This is a genomic window from Ralstonia mojiangensis, assembly GCF_023955645.1.
GTDB classification, from domain to species: domain Bacteria; phylum Pseudomonadota; class Gammaproteobacteria; order Burkholderiales; family Burkholderiaceae; genus Ralstonia; species Ralstonia mojiangensis.
Map to the genome: position 1 here is coordinate 469,896 of NZ_JAMXHU010000003.1, position 25,700 is coordinate 495,595.

The window sequence follows — 25,700 nt, forward strand, 5'->3', positions numbered from 1 at the left end:
CGCGCTTTCGCTTCAGTACGCAGAAAACAAATCGGCCGACGCTCGTGCCGCCGGCCGATGGTTCCCCCAGAATCCCTGCCCCCTGCTTAATGCAGCAGCTTGAGCAGGATCGTCGCGATCACCACCGTCGCCGCCCCGCCGATACGCGTCGAAATCTGCGCAAACGGCATCAGCCCCATGCGATTCGACGCCGAGAGAATCGCCACATCGCCCGTGCCACCCAATCCGCTATGGCACGCGGTCACGATGCCGGACTCCACCGGATACATCCCCAGCCATTTGCCGACAAAGAAGCCTGACGCCACCAGCGCCAGCACCGTCGCCGCGCAGATCGCGAAATAGCCAGGCGTGAACGCCGCCACCAGCTCCTTCCACGACACGAACAGCGCGCCAAGGCCGACGAGGATCGCGAACGTCAGATTGGTCGAGACGAACTTGTACATCTGGTAAGCGCCCAGCTCCATGTTCTGCGGCAGCACCTTCGACACCTTCAGCAGCGCCGCGCTGATGATCATCAGGATCGGACCGGGAATCCCCGTGAAGCGCGACAGCAGCGCGCCGAAGATGAAGAACGCGCAGCTGATCAGCAGGCCGGCGCCCATGAGACTCAAATTGAGCGGCGCCTCGGTGTGATCATTGCGCAGCAGATCGGTGTCGCTGCCCGATCTGACGAGATCACCATTGCCGGTCAGGTGCGGCCGCTTGTCACCCAGCGACTTGAGCACGCCGCTCGATAGGATGGCGACAACGTTGCCCAGCAGCGCTGCCGGCACCAGCATGGCAATCAGCTCTGCCTGCGGCCGGCCGAGAATCTCGGCGTACCCGATCGACAACGGGAGGATGCCTTCGCCAATACCGCCCCCGACGATCGGGATGACGATGAAGAAGAACGTGTGCTTGGGGTCATAGCCAAAGAACAGCCCGACCGTTACCCCCGCCACGATGGCCGCCAGTGTGCCGATCAGCAGCGGAATGAACATCCGCATGAAGCCCTGCACCAGCACACGATGGCTCATCCCCAGGATGCTGCCCGCCACCAGGCAAGCGATGTACAGATACTGCAGATTGGCCGTCTTCATTGTGGTGGTGAGCGCCTTCAGCATCTCAGGGTCGATCACCTTGTAGCCGACCAGCGCCGACGGCACGAACAAGCACAGGATCGCCGCGCCACCAATGTGTTTGAACACCGGCAACCGCCCGCCGATTTCGCCCAGCAGGAAACCGAGCAGCATCAGCACGGCAAAGCCGCCGATCATGTCGTTGGGCAGTTTCTTGTTGAGCGCAGCAAGCAGCGTGATGACGGCAATCGTGGCGTACACGGGAAGAGGCAACGGCCCAATCCTGTATCCAGTGAGCGTGCGCCAAAGGCCCACGCGCGTGTCTTCCTGCGCCCGAATGGATGCTTCCATGATGGTCTCCTGATCAGCCGCGCGGCGCGCCTCGTCTTCAAGCGAGGTGGGTGAGCGCCGGCGTCGCTGTGTGGGGTTTCGAAAACGTGTGGGGAAAACTTCAGAGGCAGCTGCCTGGCGCCATTGCCGCTAGGCGTGCGCGGGTGGTGGCCGCGATGTCGCGCAACCACGGGCGCGCCTTCCAATGCGCCTGCTGGAAGGCGTCGATGTCGTTCCACCGCGCGAGCGTCGCGCCGATCATGTCGAGCCCGTGCAGAAACATGTGGCGATGGCGCTCCGACAATGCGAACGATGCCTGCACGCTGTGGCTGCGCACGGTCATCGATTCCACATCGATGGCGATGCGATTTGTGGAGGCATCCGATACGTCCGCCAGGATGCGCTCCACATCCGCCTCGTCGAGCATCACGAGCAGCAGGCGGTTGTTCATGGCGTTGCTGTAGAAGATCTCGCCAAAGCTTGGCGCGATGACGGCGCGGATGCCGAACTGCTGCAGCCCCCACACCGCATGCTCGCGGCTGGAGCCGCACCCGAAGTTGCTGCCGCCCACGAGGATGGACGCGCCCTGATACGTCGGCTGGTTGAGCACGAAATCGCCGCGCAACTGGTGATCGGCGTCGTAGCGCAGATCGTAGAGCAACCCCTTGTCCAGCCCCGATTTGTCGATGCCGCGCAGGAACTGCTTGGGCATGATCTGATCGGTGTCGAGGTTGGGCGTGGGCAGCGGTGCCGCCGTGCCATGGATGTGTTTGGTGTCAGACATGGGCAGCCTCCGCTTGCGCCGGATGCGTTTGCAGTTTGCGGACGTCGGTGATGCGGCCGGTGATGGCAGCGGCCGCCGCCATGGCCGGGCTCATCAGGTGCGTGATGCCGCTTCGCCCCTGGCGCCCTTCAAAATTGCGGTTGGTCGTGGAAGCACAGCGCTCGCCGGGTGCGAGAAAGTCGTCGTTCATGGCAAGGCACATCGAGCAGCCGGGCTGACGCCATTCGAAGCCGCTGGCGATCAGGACGTCGGCGATGCCCTCCTGCTCTGCCTGCGCGCGCACAGCGCCTGAACCAGGCACCACCATGGCGCGCACGCCGGGCGCCACCTTGCGGCCCTTGACGATGCCCGCCACTGCGCGCAGGTCTTCAATGCGCGCATTCGTGCACGATCCGATGAACACACGTTGCACGGGCACGCCTTCGATGGCGGTACCGGCGTGCAGGCCCGTGTAGCGCAATGCCTGAGCCGAACCCGCACGTGCCGCTGTGTCCTTGGCCGCCTCGGGCTGCGGAATCTTGCCGGTGATGGGAATCGCCTGATCGGGGCTGGTACCCCATGTCACGTACGGTGCAACGTCGGTTGCATCAAAGGCGTGCTCGACGTCGAAATGGGCTTCCGCATCGCTGCACAACTGCCGCCAATCGGCCAGCGCTGCACTCGCATACGCGTGCGCAACATCGCGTGCATGTTCGAGCACGTAGCGCGTGGCCTTGGCATCCGGCGCGATCAGGGCGCCGCGTGCGCCGGCTTCGACAGCCATGTTGCACAGGGTCATGCGCGCTTCCATGGAAAGTGCCGCAATCGCACTGCCCGCAAACTCGACCACATAGCCGCGTGCGCCCTGCGCGCCGATGCGGCTGATGATATGCAGAATCAGGTCTTTTGCCGTGGTGCCAACGGGCAGCTCACCGTCCACACGGATGCGCATGTCCTGCGCCAGCCGGTAGACCAGTGTCTGCGTGGCCAGCACGTGCTCCACCTCCGACGTGCCGATACCGAAACCGAGCGCGCCGAACGCGCCATACGTGGTCGTGTGGCTGTCTCCGCAAAGCACCACCATGCCCGGGCGGATCATGCCCAGCTCGGGCGCAATCACATGTTCGATACCCTGCAACGCGTCGTTGGTGTCGAACAGCACGATGCCGTGCTCGCGGCAGTTCTTCGCTAGGTTGGACGCCTGCAGCGCCGACGCTGGGTCCTGGATGACCCGCACGCGCACCGGATGCGTCGGGATGATGTGGTCCACCACCGCCATCTGCTGGCCCGGCACGGCCACCGCGCGCCCCGCTTCCGCCAAGCCGGCAAAGGCTTGCGGGCTGGTGTATTCGTTCATGATGTGCAGGTCTGCGTAGAGCAGTACGTTCTGCGCATCGAGCTGGGCAACGGTGTGCGATTCGACCAGCTTCTGATACAGCGTCTTCGCCATGCTTCCTCCAATTCGCGTGGCCGGTCGTATCCATCGAAACCGGGCCACTGGCGAGAGGAAGTGTAGACATGCAGAACAGTTTTATAATTGGCGCGAAAATTTATCTATTCTTCATTTCATCTGAATAATGGATCGCGTATCGGATCTGGAGTTTTTCAACCAGCTCGTCAAGCAGGGCTCGCTGGCGGCGCTGGCGCGCGAGCTTGGCGTGACGCCGCCCGCCATCACCGCGCGTCTGGCGCAGTTGGAAAAGCGACTGGGCGTGCGGCTGCTGAACCGCACCACGCGGCGGCTGAGCGTCACCCACGAAGGAGAAATCTATCTGGCCACCGGCGCACGCCTGCTCGAAGAGCTGCAGGAGCTGGAGCAGACTGTCTCCAGCAGCCGGGGCACGCCCAAGGGTCTGCTGCGCATCAACGCCACGTTCGGCTTCGGGCGGCGGCATGTGGCGCCCGCCATTGTGGAATTCGCGCGGCGGTATCCGGAAGTGGAGGTGCAGCTTGAACTGACCGACCGCTCCGTCAACCTGACCGACAAGGCGTTCGATATCGGCATCTGGTTCGGCACGGTGCCGGATTCACGCATGGTCGCGCGCAAGATCGTGAGCAATAAGCGCATGCTGTGCGCCTCGCCCGATTATCTGAGGCGTGCAGGCATACCGCAGGTGCCGCGCGATCTGCAATCGCATCAATGCATCGTTCTGCGCGAGAGCGACGCGGCTTACGGTACTTGGTACCTCACGCGCGGCAGCCGACAGGAGACCATCAAGGTGCGCGGCGTGCTCAGCACGAACGACGGCGAAACTGGCGTGCTCTGGGCTCTGGCCGGTTACGGCATCCTGATGCGATCGGAATGGGATATCCACGAGCACGTGCGGGCCGGCCGGCTGGTGCCAGTGCTGGCGGACTGGGCGCTGCCCGTGGCGGACATCTTTGCGGTGTATCCGGAACGCGCCAATCTGTCGGCCAAGGTCAGCGCGTTTATCGACTTCTTGACGGAGTGGTTCGGCAAAGAAGCGGTGTGGGCGGGTGAGCGCCGCTAACGCGGCGTGGCATTTCAGGCCGCCGTTTCGATGCGCAATTGCATGCGCATATGCAGCGTCTCGCCCGGCGCCAAAGCGCGCAGGCCCGTACCTTCCCATCCCTTGGCCGCCAAGTTGATCGCGTCGGCCACGTGCGAAATGGGCTCCAGGCAGAAATACGGCTGCGCGTGTGGCGCGTGCAGGATGAAGTGATCGAGCGGGCCATCGGCGCTCAGGGTGAGCACGCCGCCCGCGCATGACACCACGGCACGCTGCTGCCATTCGCTGTAGTAGACACTGAGCGCTGCATCCGGCAATGCGCGGGCGTGACGGAAATCTTCCCGCGACGTGATCGGCTCGCGACGGACGGCAACTTCACCGGCGTCGGTCGGCCACATCGTCGCTGCATCGAACTGCAAACGCGTATCGGCCGTGCGTGCGAAATAGGGATGGAAGCCGCCACCGGCCGGCATGCTGCTGTCGCCGTCGTTGCGCAGGGTTATGACGGCATCCAGACCGGATTCGCTCAGCACCAGCGTTTGCGTGGCGGTGAACGGCCAGGGCCAGTTGTCTGCTTCCGGCACATAGCGCAAGCCGAGTTCAATCGACGACGGTGTCACCTGCTTCACTGTCCACGCACGCGCATGCGCCAATCCATGCATGGCATGCGCCTGGCCGGGATGCGGCGCGAGACGGACCTCGCGGCCGTCCCAATGGAAGCGCCCATCGCGGATGCGGTTGGAGAACGGCAACAGCGGATAGCACCCGGCCTTGGGCCATGCCAGCCCGTCGAAGCCGTCGCGCAGACAATCGGGCGACATCGGCGCCAACCAGTCGACACACCGGCCGCCCTCACCGGCTGAGGCCAGCGAGGCAATGCGGCCGCCTGCCGCCGGCGCGACGACCATCGTCAACGCGCCAGCCTGCAGCGTGTGCACCGGCCCGGGCGCAAGCCAGGTGTGGCTATGCATCAGAACGAATGCCGAATGCCGACCATGCCCACAAACTGGCTGCGCCCGTTCGACGGCGTGCCGTTCTGCGAATCGCCCACCGACGCCACCGCATCCACGATGGATGTGCTCGTCCCGGAAGCGCGCAGCGTCTGGCCGTTGGCGCGCTGGTACGCCTGAATCGCATAGAACGCGGTGCGTTTGGACAGCGAATACAACTGCTCCATCGAGAACTGGTTGTACTTGGCCGGCGAGCTGATGCCGTTACGTGCCTTCTCAGCCGTGTAGCTGTAGCCAAAAGCGAGCCGCAATGCGGGCGTCAGATCGTAGGTGGCAATCGCGCCCACCGTATTGAACGTGGCCGACTGCGTGAACAGCGACAGCGCGCCTGGCTTGTACTGAACGTTCGAGTAGTTCAGACCCACCATCAGCTTGCCGAACGTATAGCGCGCGGCCGTAGCGATGAGCTGGGCGGAGTCTGCCGTGGCATAGCCGGAGTTGACCGGCGAGTTGTTGGCGAACGTCCCGACGTTGCTGAAGTTGCCGGCCGTCGTGCCGGTCGACACGTTCTTCAGACGCGTATAGCCGACGCCCCACGAAAAGGCCTGATAGTCGTAGCGCAACGCGGTGCTCACACTGCTGCCGTTCGAAACGCTGCCGGCCTGCTCGCCAAAGCCGTATTGCAGGCCGGCTTGCAGACCACCCCACACCGGCGTTGTGTAGGTGATGGAGTTATTGAAGCGCAGCGTGGTATCCAACGCATCCACATCGCCGGGGTGCGCGCCGGTGGCACCCGTCAGCACGTTGGTCGGGCCCAGCGATGCGACGTACTGGAAGTACGGCGTGTACGCACGGCCCAGCGTGACCTGGCCGTAGTTCGTGTTGCTCAGGCCGACGTAGGCCTGACGGTTGAAGATGTAGCCGGCCTGGGCTTGCTGGCCCGTGTCGGCATTGAAGCCGCTCTCCAGACGGAACAGCGCCGTGTTGCCGCCACCCAGGTCTTCCGTGCCGTACAGGCCGAACTTGCTGGCCAGCAAGGCGCCCGAATTGATGTAGGTGTTGGAGTGGCCGCCCTGGTTGCTCGAATAGGCAAAGGCGTTATCGACCACGCCATACAGCGTGACCGACGTTTGCGCCGCGGCGTGCATCGAAGCGCCCGCGCAAAGCAGCGCAACCGACGCATAGACCGGCGTGAGGGAACGGGAACGTTTGGCTCGTGTGGCTTTCATCGTTGTTATCTCGGAAATCTCCTGCACCAAGGGAACACCGCGCATCACAGGGCCTCTGCGGACCCGGAACGTGATGCGCAGCGAGGATGCGGCACTAGGCCAGCAATTGCAACGTCAGGCGGCGCCAGCCACCCGCAACATCGGTTTCCAGCACGCGGGCATGCGGCGTCTGTACCTGTCGCGCATCACCGGCGGGCAGGTAAATTTCGACCGTGTCGGCCTGCGTCGGCATCTTGCCTTCGCGCGATACGTGCAGCGTGATGGATTGCGCGTCAGACACCGCGCGCACGCTCCAGCGGCCCTGCTCCCCATTGCGCCACGCTTCGGTCTCACCATCGTCTTCAATGCAGCCGCCAGTGGCCTCGCCAACGCCGTGCATGGGCACGACGAGGAAACCGCGGTGATCGGCGCGCTGGTCGAAATGCTGTTCCGCCGCGTTCAGCGCGATCACGCCGCCTTCGCGAATCAGCATGACGGGTTGGTCCCACGGCGAAGGCAGCGTGATGGCTTGTCCGCCGTCGAAAGCCTCGCCGCTCCAGTACGACACCCAGCGTGCGCCGGCCGGCAAATAGACGGTGCGCTCGGTCTGCCCTTCGTCCACGGTCGGCGCCACCAGCAGCGACGAGCCGATCATCATGTCGTCGCACTCGGCGTAGCAGCGGAGGTCGTGCGGGAACTCGGCAAACGTCGGGCGCAGCACCGGCTCGTAGGCCTGCGTGGATTGCCACAGCAGTTCGTACAGATACGGAATCAGCCGATAGCGGAGCTTGATCAGCGAGGCGATTTGCGAGGTGACCTGCGGATACATCCACGGTTCGTTGACGGTCTTGTCATCGTTCCACGAGTGGATGGAGAAGCGCGGCATGAACACGCCAAACGCCACCCAGCGCACCAGCAGTTCCGGCGACGGCGCCGGGCCCGCAAACCCGCCGATGTCATGGCCGATGTTCGAGACGCCCGACAACGCGAGCCCCAAGCCCATCTTCAGGTTGTAGCGCAGCGTTTCCCACGACGTGTAGTTGTCGCCGGACCACGTCTGCACGTAGCGCTGCATGCCCACACCGCCCGAGCGCGACACCAGGAACGGCCGACGCTGCGGCGCAAACTCAAGTTGCGCTTCGCGCGAGGCGCGCATCATCAGCATCGTGTGCAGCACCTTGGCTTCTCGGATGGGCGCCTTCTTGCCGAACCCGTGCGCGAACGCGTCGGGCGTCCAGACTTCAAACTCGTTGTTGTCGTTCCAGGTCGACGCCATGCCGTATTCGAGCAGCGTGCTCTTGACGTTGGCCTTCCACCAATCGAGCGTTTTCGGGTTGGTGAAGTCGAGGTACGCGCCCACCTCATCCCAGAATTGCACCCACGCCGGCTCACCATTTGCATCGCAAATCAACAGGCCGGCTTCCTTCGCTTCTTCAAACTTCGGGTGATCGCGCAGCAGGCACGGCTTGATGTTCGGACAGAGGCGAATGCCGGCATCCAGATAGCTCTGGACGAAGCCGCGCGCATCCGGGAACTTGTCGGTATTCCAGTTGAAGACGTAGCGCTTCGGGCCGATCGACGTATAGCCTGACGAAAGGTGGAACGAGTCGCACAGGATGTCGTGCTCACGGCATCCCTTGATGAACTCGGCCATCTGTTCCTGCGCGTTGGGCGCGTCGGTGTACGTCATGGTCGAGCCGGAATAACCGAGGCCCCACTTCGGCATCCAGGCGGGGCGGCCCGTCATCCACGTAAAGCGGCGCGTGGCATCGAGCGGCGTGTCGGGCGAGGCGATGAAGTAGTAATCGAGATCGCCATGGGGGGCGACAAAGTAGCGATAGGGGCCGTGATAGTTGTCCAGCTCGCGGCCCATGTCGAAGCTGCAGTCGGACAGCGTGTCGTAAAACAGCCCGAAGCCGGTGCGGTTTTCCGGTTGCCACGTCACGTAGAACGGGATGTGCTTGTACAGCGGATCGGTCGTGCGGGCGCTGTAGCCCATCGCGTCGATGTTGCGCATCTCGTAGCGCCGGTGCGCACGGTTCATGCCGCCGGCGCGCTCGCCCAGGCCAAAGTACATCTCGCCGGGTTCGCGGCGCACGTAGTGGTAGACCTGTTCGTCCCAGTAGCCAAAGTTGTAGGCCTGCGTGGGGCGATCATTCAGCACGGTCTGCCATTCGCTAGCCCCGCGGATCTGCCATGTGCAAAAACCGCCTGCCAGGGCGACGCTCAAGCGGATCTTGCTGGTTTCCACGTGCAGCGTGTCGGCATCGCTGTGCAGCGCAAATGCGGGCAGCGAGAAGCCGCTCAAGTCGCGGCGGTCGCGCCCTTCGAGCGGCGTGTCGTCACCGCCGGGGGCGATCGACCACGTGGCAGGGCCGCGCAGGTCGCCCTGCGGCAGCACGAGCACGCGGATGATGTCTTCTTCCAGCACGAAGAGTTCAATCGCAGCGCCGGCGCTGCTGGCCAGGCGCAGCCGGTTGCCTTCGTGCGCCTGGAGTTCGAATCGGGGGGGATGCAACATGGACATCGGTTTCAACTCAGTTTGAAGCAGAGAGACGCATCTGACGCGCGGCACGTTCTTCATGCGACTGACCGCGAATCAGCACAATCAGCAACGCCGCGCCAATCAGATCGAACGCGCCGAGCAGGCCGAACAGCGGACCATAACCGACCTTGTCAGCCAGTGCGCCCACCAACAGCGAGAAGCCCAGGCCGCCGATCCACGCCGCCATACCGGCAAAGCCGCTGGCGGTGCCGACCTCTTCCGGGTCGAACACGTCCGCAGACAATGTATTGACCAGGCCGGAAATCATCTGGTGCGCAAAGCCGCCCACGCAGAACAACGCAATCGCCGTATAGGGAGACGCCACGAGCCCGACGCACGCCGGACCGATCATCATGAACGCACCCAGCACCACGCCGCACACACGCGACCACACCAGCGGAATGCGGAAACGCTTGATCAGGAACGGCGACAGGTAACCGCCCGCCAGGCCACCCAGGTCAGCCGCCAGGAACGGCAGCCACGCGAACATGGCAATCGCCTTCAGATCGAGGTGGCGCTCATTCACGAAATAAAGCGGAATCCAGAAGCTGAACGTCTGCCAGGCCGGCTCGGCAAAGAAGCGCGCCAGCGCAATGGCCCAGAAACGACGCGACGTGACGACATCCTTGACCGGGCGCTTGCCGCGCTCGGCACTGACGGGGCGAAGCTGCCCGCCGATGATCTTTTCGCGCTCGGCGTCGGACAACGCGGCATGGTCTTTCGGCGAACGATAGAACGCGAACCACAACGCGGCCCACAAGAAGCCGAGGGCGCCAGTCACCACAAATGCCGACTGCCAGCCGTAGCGCAGATGCAGGAAGATCACCAGCGGCGGCGCCAACATCGCGCCGAGCGACGTTCCCGAATTGAACCAGCCGACGGCAACGGATTTTTCCTTGTCCGGAAACCATTCGGCCACGGCCTTCATGCCGGACGGAATAGCAGCGGCTTCGGTCAACCCCATCAAGGCGCGAAAACCCGCCAGCGACAGCCACCCGCTTGCGCCTGCATGCAGCACGCCGGCAAACGACCACAACACCCCAAACAACGCAAAGCCGATACGCAGGCCAACGAGGTCGACGATAAAGCCGCAGACCGGCTGCATGATCGTGTAGCCGACCTGGAAGGCCGCAACCACATAGGAATACTGCTGGGTGCTCATCCCCAGCTCGTCTTTGAGCGTGGGCGCAAGCACGCCCAGCGAGTTACGCGCCAGATAGTTAACGATCGTGCCCAGGCACACCAGCACGATGATCCACCAGCGCAAGCCCTTGATGGTCTTCACGGTGTTGTCTCCGATATTTTTTTATTGGTTACTGATGTACGAGGCGGCGTGATACGACGTGCGCCGCCTCGATTTCCGCCGTAGCGGTCAGCGCACCATGCAGGGGCGCTTGTTGTCGAACTGCCAGTTGGGAATCAGTTGGCGCATGGCAATCGCGTCGTCGCGTGCGCCCAGGCCGTGCTGCTTATAGAGCGCGTGGGCCTTCTCCAGTTGCGCCATGTCGATCGTGACGCCCAGGCCCGGTGCGGCCGGTACGTCAATCTCGCCGCCCACGATCTGGAACGGCTCGCGGGTCAGGCGCTGTCCGTCTTGCCAGATCCAGTGCGTATCGATCGCGGTGATGTTGCCCGGCGCGGCTGCGGCCACGTGCGTGAACATCGCCAGCGAAATGTCGAAGTGGTTGTTGGAGTGCGAACCCCAGGTCAGGCCCCAGTCGTCACACATCTGTGCCACGCGCACCGAGCCCTGCATCGTCCAGAAATGCGGATCGGCCAGGGGAATGTCGACCGAGTGCAACTGAATGGCGTGCCCCATCTGGCGCCAGTCGGTGGCGATCATGTTGGTGGCCGTCGGCAGGCCCGTGGCGCGGCGGAATTCGGCCATCACCTCGCGGCCCGAGTAACCGCCCTCGGCGCCGCACGGGTCTTCTGCGTAGGCCAGCACGTCGTGCTTGTCGCGGCACAGGCGGATGGCCTCCGCCAGCGACCACGCACCGTTCGGGTCCAGCGTGACGCGCGCCTCAGGAAACGCTTCGGCCAATGCGGTCGTGACGACCATTTCGTCATCGCCGCTCAGCACGCCACCCTTGAGCTTGAAATCCTTGAAGCCGTAGCGCGCATGGGCCGCCTTGGCCAGGCGCACCACCGCCTCCGGCGTGAGCGCTTCTTCGTGGCGCACGCGGGTCCAGTCGTCCGTGGCATCGCTGCCGTCGGCGTAATCCAGGTCGGTGCGTTTGCGATCGCCCACGAAGAACAGGTAGCCGAGCACCGGCACCTTGTCGCGCTGTTGCCCCTGCCCCAGCAGCGCCGCCACGGGCACGCCCAGGTGCTGGCCGAGCAAGTCGAGCAGCGCACTTTCCAGCGCCGTCACCGCATGCACGGTGGTGCGCAGATCGAAGGTTTGCAACCCGCGGCCGCTGGCATCGCGATCGGCAAATTGACGGCGCACGCTGTTGAGCACGTTGTTGTATGCGCCGATCGGTTGTCCGACAACCAGGGGCGTCGCGTCCTCGATGGTCTTGCGGATGGACTCGCCGCCCGGCACCTCGCCCACGCCGGTATGCCCCTCGGAGTCTTCCAGAATGACGATGTTGCGGGTAAAGAACGGGCCGTGTGCGCCGCTCAGGTTCAGCAGCATGCTGTCGCGACCGGCCACGGGAATGACCTGGAGGCGCGTAACGCGCGGCGTGTGTACTGGGGTGCCAGAGGCAGGGTGATTCATAGTCATCACGTATGTCATCAGTCGTCGTACAACATGGAACGGGACTATAATTGACACATTCCTGTCGAACCACCCCTGGTAAACCCGCCCCCCCATTCGGAGACCGCATGCCCGCCCCCAATTCGCCCGCAACGCTTGTGCGCCGCACCCAAAGCCTGGCGGACGTGGTGGTGGACCACGTCAAGGGGCGTATCGCAAACGAATCCCTGCGCGTTGGCGACAAGCTGCCGACGGAATCCGCATTGATGGAGGCGCTCGGCGTGAGCCGTACCGTGATACGCGAAGCCATTTCGCGCCTGCAGGCCAAGGGGCTGATCGAGACACGTCACGGCATCGGCAGCTTCGTCCTACCGCCGCGCACAGACAACAGCATCCCGCTGGGCGACGCATCCACAATGCACGACATCCTGAGCATGCTGGAACTACGCGTTGCCATTGAGACGGAATGCGCAGGCCTGGCCGCACAGCGCATCTCCGCGGGCGAGATCGACGCCCTGCGCATGGCACTCGAAGCCATTGAGCAGGACCAGGCGGAGGGCAATGACAGCGCCACCTCCGATCTGCAATTTCATCTGAGCATCGCGCGCGCAACCGGCAATGAACACTTTGTGGGCGCCCTCGCCCAGCTCGGCAAAACGCTCATCCCTCGCACGCGGATGGGACTGGAGCAAGTGGGTTATCTGAACGCTCCGGAACTGCGTGCCACAGTCAACCGCGAGCACCACAGCGTCTTTGAAGCCATCGCCCGCAAAGACCCGGAAGCGGCGCGCGCTGCCATGCGTATGCACCTGTCAAATAGCCGCGAACGCCTGCGGCGCGCGCACGAAGCCGCCAGCACGCAAGCACCCGCAACGGCGGGCTGAATTGGCGCCACGAGAAAGCAGTTGTACGACGTCTTATTACTCAACATCGCCGGCTCCGCGCTCCAACGTGTTGGGCGCTCTTGATAAAGATTTGCATTTCCTCGCTCTCAGCCACGTAACCTGAGCTTGCACCGACCCCTCGTGGGTGCGCTCCGGTCGCGGAAGAGAGAGCCGCGGCCTTCTTGGCCCTGATGCTGCTGTCCCGAGTATCAGGGCGTTTCTTTTTGACAGCCGCCGCTCGAGCCGCCTGCCCGACCAATAAAAAAGCCCCGACTCGCGGGGCTTTTATGCTTTCGAACGCCGCACTCAGCGATCGCGTGCCATCAGGTGATAACCGGCCAGCAGGATGACGGCGCCCGCCACCGACCCGACAAACCCCGCCGACTGCCCAGGCTCATACCAGCGCATCAACTGGCCGAGAAATGCGGCTGTCAGCGCGCCGGCAATTCCCACCATGATCGTGAGAAGGAAACCGCTGACGCCTCGTCCTGGCGTGATCCAGCGGGACACAAGCCCGGCCAGAAAGCCGATGAGGATGGTGATACAGAGCAATTGCATGGCAGTGGCTCCGTGGTCAAGGCGGTCAGTGCGTTGCCACCGCTTCCATCACGCGCTCCAGGCAAAAGCCCTGCCCGTAGATGGCGCGCAGGCGCAGACCGTTCTCCGTGCCAAGCCGCAACTTCTTGCGCAGGCGCGAGACATGTGTATCGAGCGTGCGTGAATATGGGCTCAGCTCGCGGCCCCAGAGCGCGAGTTCGATGTCTGCGCGCGAGAGCACACGCCCCGCATTCGCGAACAACAACAGCGCGAGCTCAAATTCACGCGCATGTACTGACACCGAAGCATCATGCAGGCGGATGGAACGGTTCTGTCGATCGAGCGTGTACGGCCCTAGGCGAATCTCCGACGCTCTCACGGCCCGGCTCACGGCAAAGCGGCGGATCAACGCATCAAGTCGCGCGAGCAACTCCGGTGGACGGATATCGCCTTGGAAGCACAGGTCTGCGCCGTGGTTGAGTGCGTCTGCCGTCTCGGTATCGGCTTGACCATCGGCAAGGTAGACGATTGCCATACCTGGGCCGACGCGCTCGCGCACGGTACGCACGAGCGATAGGCCCGGCATGTCATGCGCATGCGCGCCGACCATCAGCAAGTTGATGCCGTGCACATCAATGGCTTCAAAAACTTGGCGGGAGAGAAACAGCGGCACACATTCAAAGCGCGTGGGCTGCAGCGCGGAGTGAATCGCCTGCTGGCGGGCGAGGTGCGTGTCGATCAGACCGATTTTCATGGCTCGGTTTCGTAGTTGACTGCGTGCGGCGCGGTCAAGCGGTGGTGCGACGATAGTGCAGTTGTGCATTGCTCTCGTCGCGACCATCGCCGCGCCACATGGATACGTGCCGACCAGCCAGCCAGAAGCGTTCGACCTGCGGCGGGTTCCCGTCGCCGCGCAGGGCTTGATGCAGTTGGGCGCGAACGCGTTCGTATTCGCATTCGCTCAAAACATCGGTTGCAGTCTGGCTCAACATTCGTGGCGCCTCGGGCGTGTCTGTGCTCGGTTTTCCAAGGTGCCGTCGTCTCTCGACCGGTGTGTCACCGGCGCATGCTGCGCGGGTCGGCCAATGAACTGTAGGGCCGCCGCAATACCAAAATGCAAATGATTGAAAAGGAAATGTGGCAAAGGCCACACGAGACCGCGATGGCCTCAGGCGTCGTGGCGATGCGCGACGCGCGGCAGCGACAGCGTGAAGGTGGAACCAAGCCCCGGAGCACTCTGCACGGCAATGCGGCCGCCGTGCCGGTCGACCACCGTTTTCACGAACACGAGGCCCAGCCCGCTGCCGGACGGCGCGTTGGCCATGTCCTCATGCAAGCGGTGGAAGGGCTGGAACAAGCGCGGCTGATCAGCCAGGGCAATACCGGCACCCTGGTCGGCCACGGCCACCGAGAACGTCGCCTCGTTCTGTTCTACCGACACGGTGACCACAGAACCCGCCGCGCTGAACTTGATGGCGTTGTTGAGCAGATTCACCAATGCGCGCACGAGCAAACGCGGCTCGGCCCGCACGGCCGCTTCGATGTCGGCCACCACGCGCACTTCCACCTGGTGACGATTCGCGAGCGGCCAGACCTCGTCGGCGGCGTCGAGCACCAGGCCCACCAGGTCCACATCCACCAGCTTGAGTGTTTGCGATTCGGCGCGCGCCAGGTCGATGAAGGCGTCGGCCAGTTCCAGCGTGCGCGACGACAGTTGCTCAATGCGTGAGAGCAGCACGTCACGATCCAACGCGCGCGACGCATCGCGCTGCAGTTCGATCAGAGCCAGGATGGCGCTCTGCGGCGAACGCATGTCGTGTGAGATGAAGCGCAGCGCTTCTTCGCGATGGCGCTCGGCCTGACGCACGGGAGTGATGTCGGCAAAGCTGACGATGATATCGACGGGGCGACCCGCTTCGTCCCGCAACGCGGCGGCGTGCATCAACATCGAGCGGCCATCGTGTGTCTGCAACTCGACAGGCTCGAGCCCGGTGGGATTGGCCAGCCAGCGCGCCCAGTAGTACTCGCCAGCGGCTGGGTCGGAAAACGCACGCGCCAGCAGCGTCGGCAGGTCGCGCAACGCGGCGGCGCGGTTCTGGCCGGGCGTCTGCAATTGGCCGGCCAGATCTGCGCTGCGGCCGTTCGCCAGGCGGATCGCGCCGTCGTGCGTGCAGACGACCGTGGCGTCAGGCAGGCTCTCCAGGGCATCGGCCAGGAAGCGGCGCAGCCCGCGCAGCTTGTCAATGAGCGAGGCGACGGCATCCATGTGCGCGCCCAAGGTACGGCCAGTGCGGGCGAGCGGCGCGGTATCGCCCAACAAGCCGGGCTCGCGCGCCAGGCGCTGCATCTCGTCACGTAGGAAGCGCAACGCGGCTTCCTGCTGGCGCCAGCTCCACAGCGGATACAGCACCAGCGGGCCAACCAACGCAGCAAACGGCGGCAACCAGCGATTGCCGAACACCAGCGCGCCAATCGCGCTCAATAACAACACGGCGGCACCCGCCAGCGCCACGGCAAGCGCCATGCGCGGCGTGAGCCAACGCACGGCAAACGCGGTCATCAGCAAGGGAAGCAGCGTCATCGCCCAGAACACGCCCGGTGGCACAGGCAGGATGGCGCTGCTGTCGAGTACGGTTTGCGTGGCGTTGGCCAGCACTTCAACGCCGCTCATCGTGCGCGAAGGCGGCGTCGCAAAGATATCGGACACGCCCGATGCCGTCGCCCCGATCAGCACCAGCTTGCCGGCAAGCGCCTCGGGCGGCACGTGACCGTTGAGCACGTCCAGCGCCGGCACATGCCGGTATGTACCGGCCGGCCCCGCGAAATTTAAGCGGATATGCGCCCGTCGCGTCCAACCGCCAGCGTCGGTCTCCACATCAGGCAGCGTCGGTATGGAGGCAGGCGGTTGGAGCGCCTGTCGCGCGAGCTGCACGGCAAGATGGTCCAGCACATGCGCACGCGGGCCCTCGGCCAGATACATGCCACGCACGACGCTGTCCGCGTCGGGGGCGGCATCGATATGCGCGATAGACGCGTTGATACCGAGAAACGGATAGTGATACACGCGCCCGTGCTCCGTGCGCTCAGGCAGCGCGGGCAGGATAACGTGTCCGGCCTGCTCGATGGCGGCGGTCAATGCCCGATCACCTTCGGGGTGCGCAAGATCGGGTTCGATCAGCAGAATATCGACGCCGATGGCGCGCGGCTGCGCCTGCCCGACGCGCGCAATCAGATCGGCCAGCCGGGCGCGCGGCCAGGGCCAGCGTCCCACGGCATCGAGACTTTGGTCGTCAATGGCCACGATGACGATATCGTCGCGCGGCGCATGCCCGTGCAGCGTGATGACGGTGTCGTACAGCGCCGCGTCAAGCCGCGCGACCACGCTCCAGCGCACCGCACCCAACGTCAGCAGCGCAGCCAACACCACCAGCACGCCCCACTCCACCAGCGCGCGCCGCCCCAGGCTGCGCACATCCGACTTGGCGGGTACGGGTTCAGTCATTGAGAAGGAGATTGCTGCCGCCGCTCTGCACCGGGCTGCGCGCGGAGTCACCGACGAAGGTGCCGACGTCAATGCGCTGCGGCTTGGCGTAGACCACCGATGCCGCATCGCCCAGGTCTACGCCGGTGCGGATGTAATACACGCCGGACGGCGGCCGCGGAATGGTGGCCTCATTGCCTTCGCTCACAATGTCAGCGATGGGCTTGGCGAAGCTTGTGTCGCCCGCCAGTTGCACACGCGTGCGCGCGCCAGATGCCGCCAACTCCGGCGACAGCGCAGACCAGTGAGCGTGCAGCTTGCCATCGTCGCCGGCTTCCACTGCGGCTGTCGGCACGGCATCCGGCGGAATGTCGAGCACGCGAAAACGCAGCGCATCGCTCCACGGGCCTGTTTTGCCGTCTGCGGCCACGGAGCGCACACGCCACCACCATGTGCCGGCCGTCAATGGCTTGGTCAGACGAACATCTTCGGCATGCTGCTGGACAGCCGGCGAGGCAAAGGTCTCTGCGTCTGCGACTTCCATGTCGTAGCTGCCCGCATCGGACACGGCAGCCCATGCGAATGCCACGTCGCCGCTGCGGTAAGTCCGGCCGTTGGCGGGCTGGATCGTATAGGGCGCTTCCGGGTGCAGGCGCACGGTGAACGGCCGCGTGGCCGACTCGCTTGTCAGCCCGAGCGCATCGATGCTTTGCACGACGAGCGTGTAGTCGCCGTCCTCATCGCCGCAGAGCGTTACTGCGGGCGTCTTGCTCAATTGGTAAGCGCTGAGTTCGGTCAGGGCGGCATCGCGCGCCACGGCAGCTCGATAGCCGACCGCGCCCTTGACGGGCTGCCACGTTGCGCGCAGGCACGGCGTCTGCACAAGCTGGGGGATGGCGTCGAGCTTGGGCGCAGCAGGCAGCGCTGCGCGCTTGAGGTGCCCATCCGATGCCTGCACGCCAAAGCCGGCCTTGATCGCCTGCCTCTGGCGACCGGCGGTCGTGGCCACCTCGCCTTCGAGCACGGAACTCGTCGATACCGCTTCGCTCGCCTGCACGCGGAAACGCGTCCCGCGCACGCCCGTCACCAGCGCGGGCGTGGAAATCTCGTACCGGCCCACACCGCTCTTCCTGGGCGAGACATTGGAGTCGGCCTCGCCCTGCTTTACGTGCACGCGCACGTCGATCAGCCCGGCACGCGCAAACGCTCGCACACGCGACAGCGCCACGTGGCTGCCCGGCGGCACCGTGACGCGCGTGCCGTCATCAAATGCCAGCGTCACGGCGCCTTTGTCGCCGGTATCAATCTGCGACGCTTCTGCGAGCCTCATGCCCGCTTGCAGGGGCTTGCCGCCGGTCGTTGCATCGCGGGCAAATACCACCTGCGCCGTCGCCGGCACCACCGGAATGCGATCGAACGGAATCCGAACGAGCGAGCCGGGCTTCAACCGATACGGATCCACCACATGGTTGCGCTGCTGCAGCAGGCGCCAGCCATCGACGCTGTCCATGTAACGCGCTGCAAGGTTGATCAGTGTGTCGCCCTGCTGCACGCGATAAAGAAAATCGGTGCCATCGGCGCCGGAAGGCTGAGCCGTCGCCGGCTGCCACACGCCGCCAAAAAGAACGAACGCGCCGACAAACGCGGCGCGCCCAATCAAACCACCCCAGATTGCGTCAGCTTGCTTCACCATCTTCCTGCGTGGTTTCGAGGCGATAGCCATGCGAATACACCGAGACCAGCCGCACGCCATTCTTCTGATTGAGATCGAGTTTGAGCCGCAGCTTGGAGATATGCGTGGCCAGTGTGCGCGAATCCGGCCCAATGCTCCGCCCCCAGACCGCCTGCTCGATCAGCTCGCGCGGCACCAGCTTGCCGATGTTGCGGAACAGGTACAACCCAAGATCGAACTCGCGCGGCGACAGCTCGACCTGCGAGCCATTCAACGTCAGCACGCGCCCGACCGGATCCACTGCATACGGGCCGACGCGAATGCGTTCGAGCGATTCACTCGTGCGCGGCGCTGCACGACGCAGCAGCGCTCCGACGCGTGCCACCAATTCGGCGCGACGCACCGGCTTGATGACGTAATCGTCGGCGCCGGCAGCCAGGCCGCGCACCACGTCATCTTCGAGCGATCGATTGGTCAGAAACAGCACCGGCAGCGCCGGGCCGACCGTCTGCCGCACCCAGCTCACAAGCTGGATGCCGCTGATATCGGGCAACTGCCAGTCGAGCAGCAGCAGATCGAACGTGCGATCCCGCAGCGCCTTGACGAAGGCATCCCCGTTACTGAAACACTCGCATTCGTATCCGGACGAAACCAGGATCTCTCGGATCAAATCCGATTGCGCCTGGTTGTCTTCTACCGAGGCAATTCGTATCGCCATCTGGACTGCCCTTTCCCCGTAACGGGTCCGGCTATCGCTATGCGGAATGCCGGGTCACTCCCTTTGTCGTTTTGATCGGGGTCCCGGACCGGTGCATCGTTGTTCGATCCACCAGCCACCATTGGCGCGGCACGTGCCCCCGCGCAAGACCTTACCCACGCCCCGCCAGCATGTGTCGCACACCGGCTTGAGCCCAGCTCATGCTAAAAGGCCGCCCTTGTCATATTGCAAACAATTGTGAAAAGCCAAGCGCAGAGCCGAGTTTCCATGGCGTTCTATCATTTTTTATCACGCCATTACAAGGTGCGAGTGTGGAGCAAGTATAGAGGCTGGCCCGCCGGCTGGCGGCGGCTACCGGGTATACGTACCCCGCGCCTCACAAGCAGGCCCTCCACTAGCGCGCCTGACCGCGCGCCCAAGTCGCGGTCGCCGCCCAGAACCCCAGCGCCACCGAGCTAAGAGCCGCCCCCAGTACGCATACCCCCGACCACCCCGACCACGCATACACCGCGGTCGAAGCCATCGCCCCCAGCCCGCTTCCTGCGGCATAAAACAGCATGTACGCGCCGACCAACCGACTATGTGCTTCCGGCTGCAAGCGGAAAATCAGACTCTGGTTCAGCACATGCACGGCTTGGCCACCCAAATCCAACAAAATCACGCCGCCGATCAGCCACGCGAGATGCTGCAGCCCGAGACCGAGCGGCAACCACGCGAGCAGCAGCAATCCCAGGGCGATGCCCGTTGCCGTCTGCGCCCAACCACGGTCAGCCAGATGCCCCGCTCGCGCAGCAGCCAGCGCACCAATCGCCCCAACCAAACCGAATGCACCGATGCCCGCCGGTGAAAGCGCATAGGGAGGAGCGCTCAAAGCGAGCGCCATCGCGCTCCAGAACACATTAAACGCCGCGAACATCAGCAAACCGATCAGGCCGCGTACCTGCAACACAGGTTCGGTCATCAAGAGTTGCCACATCGAGCGCAGGAGCGCGGTGTATCTCATGGGAGAAAGCACGGGCGGCGGCGCAGGCAACGAGCGCCACAACAAACAAAGCATCGCTGCCGAGAAACCGGCTGATACCGTATAGACGGCGCGCCAGCCTGCGGCATCCGCGATCCAGCCTGCAACGGCACGCGCGAGCAAAAGACCGATCACGACCCCGCCCTGCACCGCACCGACCACACGCCCGCGCTCTGTCGATGGTGCCAACGCGGCGGCACAGGCGATCAGTCCTTGCGTCATCGCGGTGCCAAGCAAGCCTACGGAGAACATGCCGAGCAGCAGCCACCAGCGCATCTGCGTAAGGGCTACCTCGAGCAACGCCAGCGTGAGCAAGACGAGCTGTACCAATAGCAACGTCTTGCGTGGCCAGCGATCCCCCAGCGGCACGACGAGCGCCAGGGCAAGTGCACAACCCGCTTGTGTCGCACCGATGATGCCGCCCGCCCATGCATCGCTAAGTGCAAATTCACGGGCCAATGGTTCGAGCAACGGCTGGGCAAAGTAGACGTTCGATACGCTAGCCGCTGCGCAAAGCGCCAGCATGACAACCCACGCGCGGGGCAGTGCTGCAGAGGGGACGGCACGCTCGGTAGACGAATGTTCGGCAACGCAATCAGAGGGCATCGGCTGTCTCAACTGGTTTCAAATCAAAACCACTTGAGTTTAGGCAAACCAGTTTTCTCATGCAACCACTTAACCGAGGAGGGATTGTTTGGCAATGCCGTCTGGCTCTGCGCCAACGCTGCGGTGGCGCGCTGTCCAAACTGAGGAATGCAGGACGGAGACGTTAGGCCGAAGCACGCGCATCGTGCACGATGCAAAAACAAAAAGCCCCGAACCAGTCGGGGCTTTTTTCTTGCATTCTGGAGGCGGAGGCCGGAATCGAACCGGCGTACACGGCTTTGCAGGCCGCTGCATAACCACTTTGCTACCCCGCCAGGGGCTCAGCACCGCATTGTAGCAATTCATGAAGAACCGCGTGTTTGCCGTGCCGATAAAGAAAAAGGGAAGCAAGGCTTCCCTTCGGGATTGGAGCGGGAAACGAGGCTCGAACTCGCGACCTCAACCTTGGCAAGGTTGCGCTCTACCAACTGAGCTATTCCCGCGTAACCGGTTATGCCGCCGTGCCATCACATCAACACGGCCACACATTTCAAACTGGAGCGGGAAACGAGGCTCGAACTCGCGACCTCAACCTTGGCAAGGTTGCGCTCTACCAACTGAGCTATTCCCGCATTTTGGCTATCAGCACTGCCGTACAACCTTTGTGCTGCCAGACCGTTTGCGTCACATCACTGCAACGCGAGAACGAGATTATGGCAAAGAAGAATCGTCCTCGTCAACAGTTTTGCGCAAGAGTTTTTACAGGCTCATTTTGCGCGCTCGCGAATCTGCGGCCATGCGAGCTTCATGTAGTACGCCATGGACCACAGCGTAAGCACCGCCGCCACGTAAATCAGCCACGTTCCCCACACCTGCGCATCGATCATGTCGAACAGGCGGCCCTCGAACAGCAGCAACGGAATCGCGATCATCTGGAAGGTCGTCTTCAGCTTGCCGAGGAAGTTGACGGCCACGCTCTTCGACGCGCCAATTTGCGCCATCCATTCACGCAGTGCGGAGATGGTGATCTCACGGCCAATGATGACGAGTGCGATGACGTCGGACACGCGGCCCAATGACAGCAGCACCAGCAGCGCGGCGGCCACCATCAGCTTGTCGGCGACCGGATCGAGGAAGGCCCCGAAGGCGGAGGTCTGGTTCCAGCGGCGCGCAAGAAAGCCGTCGAACCAATCGGTGAGGCTTGCAACGATGAAGAACACCGCGGCCGTGAGGTTCTTGGCGGGCAGTGCCATCCAGGTATCTGGCACGTAGAACACGCCCACCACCAGCGGGATCATGGCCACACGCAACCAGGTCAGGAGGATCGGGAAGTTGAAGGGCATGGCAAATCGAGAGGACAACCGCCGCGCAAGCGCAAACCGACGCGACAAGATGGGGCATTGTCGCCGATCAATGCAGCTGACGGTAGATTTCTTCGGCCAGGGTCTGCGAGATACCTTCCACCGTGGCGAGTTCGTCGACGCTCGCTGCCATCACACCACGCAAGCCGCCGAAGCGCGCCAGCAACCGCTGCCGGCGCTTGGCGCCGATGCCTTCGATCTCTTCCAGCCGCGACGTATTGCGCGCCTTGGCCCGCTTGGCACGCATGCCGGTGATCGCAAAGCGGTGCGCTTCGTCGCGAATCTGCGCGACAAGCATCAGTGCAGCGCTGCCCTGCCCCAGCTCCAGTGACGGACGGCCATCGGCGAAGATGAGCGTTTCCAGGCCGACCTTGCGCCCCTCGCCCTTGGCCACCCCGACGAGCAATCCAATATCCAGCCCAAGCTCCTCAAAGACCTGGCGCGCGACTTCCACCTGCCCCTTGCCGCCGTCGATCAGCACAATGCTTGGCATGTTGGGGGTGTCTTCGCCAGCCTGCTCGACGATCTTCTGGTAGCGGCGCGTGAGGACTTGCCGCATGGCCGCGTAGTCGTCGCCCGGAGTGATGTCCTGGATGTTGTAGCGACGGTATTCGCTGTTTTGCATGGCGTGGTTGTGAAAGACCACGCACGAGGCCTGCGTGGCTTCGCCGGCGGTGTGGCTGATGTCGAAGCACTCGACGCGCAGCGCGGCGAGGTCTTCGAGATCAATGCCGATGGTCTCGGCCAGCGCAAGTGTGCGGGCCTGCTGGCTGCCTTGCTCGGAAAGGCGACGCATCAGCGACAGCTCGGCACCCTTTTCCGCCATCTCCAGCCACGCGCGGCGCCCGCCCTGCGGCTGGCGCACAACCGAAACGCGGCGCCCGGCCTGCTCGGCCAGCGCGTCGATCAACTCGGTTGCGTGAATCTGATGACTGACCACCAGCACCGGCGGCACAAACTGATCGAGATAGTGCTGCGCGACGAAGGCTTCGAGGATGTCGCTGGCCACGCGTTCGGCATCGCGTGATGTTTCTGCCGCAGCCTCACCGTCGGCTTCCACATCCACGCCGACAATGGCGGCGCCTTCTTCCACGTGCGTGGGAAAGTAAGCCTTGTCGCCCAGATGGCGCCCGCCGCGCACCATCGCGAGGTTCACGCACGCGTGGCCGCCCTTGATGGCAACCGCCAGGATATCGATGTCGCTGGCGTGGCCCACTTCTTCCACCGACTGCTGCTTGAGCACCGTCGACAATGCGCCGATCTGGTCGCGCACGATGGCGGCCTGCTCGAACGCCAGCGACTCGGCGTAGCGCTGCATCTTGTCCTGCAGCGTCTGCATGACCTCGTCCTGCCGGCCCTGCAGGAAACCGGCCGCGTTGGCGACGTCGCGCGCGTAATCCTCCGGGCTGATCGCCTGGACACACGGGCCGCTGCAGCGATGGATCTGATGCAGCAGGCACGGCCGCGTCCGGTTGTTGAAGACGGTGTCTTCGCACGTGCGGAGCTGGAACACCTTCTGCAGAATCTGCATGCTCTCGCGCACCGCATGCGCACTCGGGAATGGCCCGAAGTACTGATGCTTGCGATCGGTCGCACCGCGGTAATACGCCATGCGCGGATACGCGTGCTGCGTGAGCTTCAGATACGGATACGACTTGTCGTCGCGAAACAGGATGTTGTAGCGGGGCGCCAGCGCCTTGATGAGGTTGTTCTCGAGCAGCAGCGCTTCGGCCTCGCTGCGCACGACCGTGGTGTCGATGCGCGCGATCTTCGCCACCATCATCGCGATGCGCGGCGAAAGCAGCGTTTTGTTGAAGTAGCTCGACACGCGCTTCTTGAGGTCGCGTGCCTTGCCCACATAGAGCACGTTGCCCTGCGCATCAAAGTAGCGATACACGCCCGGCAGGTTCGGCAAGCGCGCGATGTGCGCTTTTGCGTCGAACTCGGGCACATTTGCAGGCGCGCTGGGCTCGACGCTCTCGGGCGTTTCGGGGGGCTGGGGTTGCGTGGGGTCGGACGACATGGCGTTCGCTGGATCAGAGGCCGTCAGTGTAGAACAAGCCGCCGACTACAATGTCGGCCCATCTTCTTCGCTGCCCGGCGGGCCTTCCTGCATGCGCACCATCACATCCTGGGACCTCTTCTGCCGCGTCGTCGACAATTACGGCGACATTGGCGTCTGCTGGCGTCTGGCTCGCCAGCTTGTACAGGAGCACGGCCACACCGTCCGCCTGTGGGTGGACGATCTCCGGTCGTTCGAAAAGATCTGCCCCGCTGTTGACGCAAAGGCCGAGGCGCAGCGCGTCTCGGGCGTAGATATTCGCCACTGGGCCGACGATGCGCAGGTCGCCAGCCTGCTCGCTGCGGACGCACATCCCGCGCTGCATGACGTGGTGATCGGCGCCTTCGCATGCGCCGTCCCTGAGCCCATGCTGACGCTCATGGCCGAGCGGGCATCCCAAGGATCGGCGCCGGTCTGGATCAACCTCGAATACCTGAGCGCCGAAAACTGGGTGGCCGAGCACCACGCGATGCAGTCACCACATTTGCGGCTGCCGCTCGTCAAACACTTCTTTTTCCCCGGCTTCGCCCGCGACACTGGCGGCGTCCTGCGGGAATCGCATCTTGGTGCCCAACGCAAGACGTTCGAGGCGAGCCCCGCCGCCCAGCAGGCGTTGTGGCACCGCCTCGGCGTCGACGACCTGATGCGCGATAACCCTGACGCCCTGCGCGTGAGCTTGTTCGCCTATGCCAACCCGGCGCTGCCAATGCTGGTCGCTCAGTGGGAAGCAGCGCCACAGCCGGTCATCTGCCTAGTTCCAGAGGGCTTGGCTGCCAGGCAGATCGCCGAGCTTTTGGGTGACGCCAGTGGCGCCCAGACAGGCGCTCGGTGGACGCGCGGCAACCTGAGCGTAGCCGTCGTGCCATTCGTGCCACAGGAGCATTACGACCCGCTGCTCTGGGCTTGCGATATCAACTTCGTGCGCGGGGAAGACTCGTTCGTGCGTGCCCAATGGGCGCTGAAGCCCTTTGTCTGGCACATCTACCCTCAGAGCGACGACGTACACCTCACAAAGCTGGACGCCTTTCTGGCGAGCTATACCGCCGCCTTGGCAGAGGCCGATGCCAAAGCGCTGATCGCCTTCTGGCACGCCTGGAATGGTGCGCCGGCGTCACTCAATTGGGCGGACTTTGCGGCCACCGCGGAGCGCCTGCGCGTACGAGCCGTCACGTGGGAGCAAAGCTTGATGCAACTAGGCGATCTCGCCGCGAATTTGGTGGCATTTTGCGAAAAACAGGTAAAATAGCGGGCTGATCTGTATGCGACCCCCGGCTCTGACCTGGTTCGCGCGGCCCGGAGGGTATCGCGCGGTGCTTCGTTGCTTGGCGCGCATCGAACCCTCTTACTCTC

20 protein-coding genes and 3 tRNA genes are annotated in these 25,700 nt (G+C 63.9%); 3 read left to right on the top strand and 20 right to left on the bottom strand.

Annotation, left to right across the window (positions count from 1 at the left end; all coding sequences use genetic code 11):
- Nucleotides 1-86 precede the first annotated feature (86 nt).
- The 3 genes from NG898_RS14365 to leuC form a co-directional block, all read right to left on the bottom strand.
- Nucleotides 87-1,409: a 2-hydroxycarboxylate transporter family protein gene (locus tag NG898_RS14365; RefSeq protein WP_252692935.1), complete on the bottom strand. Its 1,323-nt coding sequence runs from the start codon at nucleotides 1,407-1,409 to the stop codon at nucleotides 87-89.
- A gap of 100 nt (nucleotides 1,410-1,509) precedes the next feature.
- Nucleotides 1,510-2,172, bottom strand: coding sequence for a 3-isopropylmalate dehydratase small subunit (leuD, locus tag NG898_RS14370; RefSeq protein WP_252692937.1), 663 nt, complete (start codon nucleotides 2,170-2,172; stop codon nucleotides 1,510-1,512).
- The gene (leuC, locus tag NG898_RS14375; protein WP_252692939.1) at nucleotides 2,165-3,601 is read right to left on the bottom strand and encodes a 3-isopropylmalate dehydratase large subunit; all 1,437 of its coding nucleotides are present in this window, start codon (nucleotides 3,599-3,601) and stop codon (nucleotides 2,165-2,167) included. Before leuC ends, leuD begins: the two co-directional genes overlap by 8 nt.
- Nucleotides 3,602-3,728: 127 nt before the next feature.
- Here leuC and NG898_RS14380 point away from each other — a divergent pair, with 127 nt between their 5' ends.
- Nucleotides 3,729-4,643: a LysR family transcriptional regulator gene (locus tag NG898_RS14380; RefSeq protein ID WP_252692941.1), complete on the top strand. Its 915-nt coding sequence runs from the start codon at nucleotides 3,729-3,731 to the stop codon at nucleotides 4,641-4,643.
- 14 nt (nucleotides 4,644-4,657) lie between these two features.
- On the opposite strand, the gene NG898_RS14385 is transcribed toward NG898_RS14380, so the two are convergent.
- The 5 genes from NG898_RS14385 to gudD form a co-directional block, all read right to left on the bottom strand.
- Complete coding sequence (locus tag NG898_RS14385; protein WP_252692943.1) at nucleotides 4,658-5,593, bottom strand: aldose 1-epimerase; 936 nt, start codon at nucleotides 5,591-5,593, stop codon at nucleotides 4,658-4,660.
- Nucleotides 5,593-6,801, bottom strand: a complete 1,209-nt coding sequence (locus NG898_RS14390) for a porin (protein ID WP_252692944.1) — start codon at nucleotides 6,799-6,801, stop codon at nucleotides 5,593-5,595. The genes NG898_RS14385 and NG898_RS14390 overlap by 1 nt, the downstream gene beginning before the upstream one ends.
- 94 nt (nucleotides 6,802-6,895) lie before the next feature.
- The gene (locus tag NG898_RS14395) at nucleotides 6,896-9,307 is read right to left on the bottom strand and encodes a glycoside hydrolase family 31 protein (RefSeq protein WP_252692946.1); all 2,412 of its coding nucleotides are present in this window, start codon (nucleotides 9,305-9,307) and stop codon (nucleotides 6,896-6,898) included.
- A gap of 10 nt (nucleotides 9,308-9,317) precedes the next feature.
- Entirely contained in the window at nucleotides 9,318-10,610 is a 1,293-nt protein-coding gene (locus tag NG898_RS14400) for an MFS transporter (protein ID WP_252692947.1), read from the bottom strand.
- A gap of 87 nt (nucleotides 10,611-10,697) precedes the next feature.
- Entirely contained in the window at nucleotides 10,698-12,068 is a 1,371-nt protein-coding gene (gene gudD / locus NG898_RS14405) for a glucarate dehydratase (protein ID WP_092971556.1), read from the bottom strand.
- A gap of 89 nt (nucleotides 12,069-12,157) precedes the next feature.
- Between gudD and NG898_RS14410 the strand changes: the two genes are divergently transcribed.
- Nucleotides 12,158-12,913, top strand: a complete 756-nt coding sequence (locus NG898_RS14410; RefSeq protein WP_252692949.1) for a FadR/GntR family transcriptional regulator — start codon at nucleotides 12,158-12,160, stop codon at nucleotides 12,911-12,913.
- Nucleotides 12,914-13,219: 306 nt separating this feature from the next.
- Here NG898_RS14410 and NG898_RS14415 read toward each other — a convergent pair whose 3' ends face one another.
- The 12 genes from NG898_RS14415 to uvrC form a co-directional block, all read right to left on the bottom strand.
- Nucleotides 13,220-13,471, bottom strand: coding sequence for a GlsB/YeaQ/YmgE family stress response membrane protein (locus tag NG898_RS14415; RefSeq protein ID WP_252692950.1), 252 nt, complete (start codon nucleotides 13,469-13,471; stop codon nucleotides 13,220-13,222).
- A 25-nt stretch (nucleotides 13,472-13,496) separates the two neighbouring features.
- Nucleotides 13,497-14,204: a response regulator transcription factor gene (locus tag NG898_RS14420; protein ID WP_252692952.1), complete on the bottom strand. Its 708-nt coding sequence runs from the start codon at nucleotides 14,202-14,204 to the stop codon at nucleotides 13,497-13,499.
- Between the two features lie 34 nt (nucleotides 14,205-14,238).
- A complete protein-coding gene (locus NG898_RS14425) occupies nucleotides 14,239-14,442 on the bottom strand; it encodes a hypothetical protein (protein WP_252692954.1) in 204 nt (67 codons plus the stop codon).
- 176 nt (nucleotides 14,443-14,618) lie between these two features.
- On the bottom strand, nucleotides 14,619-16,952 hold the full coding sequence (locus tag NG898_RS14430) for a CHASE2 domain-containing protein (protein WP_252692956.1): 2,334 nt from the start codon (nucleotides 16,950-16,952) through the stop codon (nucleotides 14,619-14,621).
- Nucleotides 16,945-18,624 carry a FecR domain-containing protein gene (locus NG898_RS14435; RefSeq protein ID WP_252693445.1) on the bottom strand — a complete coding sequence of 560 codons (1,680 nt, stop codon included), beginning with the start codon at nucleotides 18,622-18,624 and terminating at the stop codon, nucleotides 16,945-16,947. The genes NG898_RS14430 and NG898_RS14435 overlap by 8 nt, the downstream gene beginning before the upstream one ends.
- Entirely contained in the window at nucleotides 18,608-19,321 is a 714-nt protein-coding gene (locus NG898_RS14440; RefSeq protein ID WP_252692958.1) for a response regulator transcription factor, read from the bottom strand. The genes NG898_RS14435 and NG898_RS14440 overlap by 17 nt, the downstream gene beginning before the upstream one ends.
- A gap of 394 nt (nucleotides 19,322-19,715) precedes the next feature.
- On the bottom strand, nucleotides 19,716-20,948 hold the full coding sequence (locus NG898_RS14445) for an MFS transporter (protein ID WP_420803694.1): 1,233 nt from the start codon (nucleotides 20,946-20,948) through the stop codon (nucleotides 19,716-19,718).
- A gap of 240 nt (nucleotides 20,949-21,188) precedes the next feature.
- Nucleotides 21,189-21,262: transfer RNA gene (locus NG898_RS14450), tRNA-Cys, on the bottom strand.
- Nucleotides 21,263-21,354: 92 nt separating this feature from the next.
- Nucleotides 21,355-21,430: transfer RNA gene (locus NG898_RS14455), tRNA-Gly, on the bottom strand.
- 53 nt (nucleotides 21,431-21,483) lie between these two features.
- A tRNA-Gly gene (locus tag NG898_RS14460) sits at nucleotides 21,484-21,559 on the bottom strand.
- Nucleotides 21,560-21,694: 135 nt separating this feature from the next.
- Complete coding sequence (gene pgsA, locus NG898_RS14465) at nucleotides 21,695-22,270, bottom strand: CDP-diacylglycerol--glycerol-3-phosphate 3-phosphatidyltransferase (RefSeq protein WP_232042414.1); 576 nt, start codon at nucleotides 22,268-22,270, stop codon at nucleotides 21,695-21,697.
- Between the two features lie 67 nt (nucleotides 22,271-22,337).
- Nucleotides 22,338-24,311 (bottom strand): excinuclease ABC subunit UvrC, encoded by a 1,974-nt coding sequence (gene uvrC / locus NG898_RS14470; RefSeq protein ID WP_252692961.1) that lies wholly within the window; start codon nucleotides 24,309-24,311, stop codon nucleotides 22,338-22,340.
- A gap of 91 nt (nucleotides 24,312-24,402) precedes the next feature.
- On the opposite strand from uvrC, the gene earP reads away from it, so the two are divergent.
- Nucleotides 24,403-25,596, top strand: coding sequence for an elongation factor P maturation arginine rhamnosyltransferase EarP (earP, locus tag NG898_RS14475; RefSeq protein ID WP_252693446.1), 1,194 nt, complete (start codon nucleotides 24,403-24,405; stop codon nucleotides 25,594-25,596).
- The last annotated feature ends 104 nt before the right edge of the window (nucleotides 25,597-25,700 follow it).

Excerpts from the sequence above, each read along its gene's own strand:
- NG898_RS14365 (WP_252692935.1), bottom strand. The coding sequence starts at position 1,409 with ATGGAAGCATCCATTCGGGCGCAGGAAGACACGCGCGTGGGCCTTTGG.
- leuD (WP_252692937.1), bottom strand. The coding sequence starts at position 2,172 with ATGTCTGACACCAAACACATCCATGGCACGGCGGCACCGCTGCCCACG.
- leuC (WP_252692939.1), bottom strand. The coding sequence starts at position 3,601 with ATGGCGAAGACGCTGTATCAGAAGCTGGTCGAATCGCACACCGTTGCC.
- NG898_RS14380 (WP_252692941.1), top strand. The coding sequence starts at position 3,729 with ATGGATCGCGTATCGGATCTGGAGTTTTTCAACCAGCTCGTCAAGCAG.
- NG898_RS14385 (WP_252692943.1), bottom strand. The coding sequence starts at position 5,593 with ATGCATAGCCACACCTGGCTTGCGCCCGGGCCGGTGCACACGCTGCAG.
- NG898_RS14390 (WP_252692944.1), bottom strand. The coding sequence starts at position 6,801 with ATGAAAGCCACACGAGCCAAACGTTCCCGTTCCCTCACGCCGGTCTAT.
- NG898_RS14395 (WP_252692946.1), bottom strand. The coding sequence starts at position 9,307 with ATGTCCATGTTGCATCCCCCCCGATTCGAACTCCAGGCGCACGAAGGC.
- gudD (WP_092971556.1), bottom strand. The coding sequence starts at position 12,068 with ATGACATACGTGATGACTATGAATCACCCTGCCTCTGGCACCCCAGTA.
- NG898_RS14410 (WP_252692949.1), top strand. The coding sequence starts at position 12,158 with ATGCCCGCCCCCAATTCGCCCGCAACGCTTGTGCGCCGCACCCAAAGC.
- NG898_RS14415 (WP_252692950.1), bottom strand. The coding sequence starts at position 13,471 with ATGCAATTGCTCTGTATCACCATCCTCATCGGCTTTCTGGCCGGGCTT.
- NG898_RS14420 (WP_252692952.1), bottom strand. The coding sequence starts at position 14,204 with ATGAAAATCGGTCTGATCGACACGCACCTCGCCCGCCAGCAGGCGATT.
- NG898_RS14425 (WP_252692954.1), bottom strand. The coding sequence starts at position 14,442 with ATGTTGAGCCAGACTGCAACCGATGTTTTGAGCGAATGCGAATACGAA.
- NG898_RS14430 (WP_252692956.1), bottom strand. The coding sequence starts at position 16,952 with ATGACTGAACCCGTACCCGCCAAGTCGGATGTGCGCAGCCTGGGGCGG.
- NG898_RS14435 (WP_252693445.1), bottom strand. The coding sequence starts at position 18,624 with ATGGTGAAGCAAGCTGACGCAATCTGGGGTGGTTTGATTGGGCGCGCC.
- NG898_RS14440 (WP_252692958.1), bottom strand. The coding sequence starts at position 19,321 with ATGGCGATACGAATTGCCTCGGTAGAAGACAACCAGGCGCAATCGGAT.
- NG898_RS14445 (WP_420803694.1), bottom strand. The coding sequence starts at position 20,948 with ATGCCCTCTGATTGCGTTGCCGAACATTCGTCTACCGAGCGTGCCGTC.
- pgsA (WP_232042414.1), bottom strand. The coding sequence starts at position 22,270 with ATGCCCTTCAACTTCCCGATCCTCCTGACCTGGTTGCGTGTGGCCATG.
- uvrC (WP_252692961.1), bottom strand. The coding sequence starts at position 24,311 with ATGTCGTCCGACCCCACGCAACCCCAGCCCCCCGAAACGCCCGAGAGC.
- earP (WP_252693446.1), top strand. The coding sequence starts at position 24,403 with ATGCGCACCATCACATCCTGGGACCTCTTCTGCCGCGTCGTCGACAAT.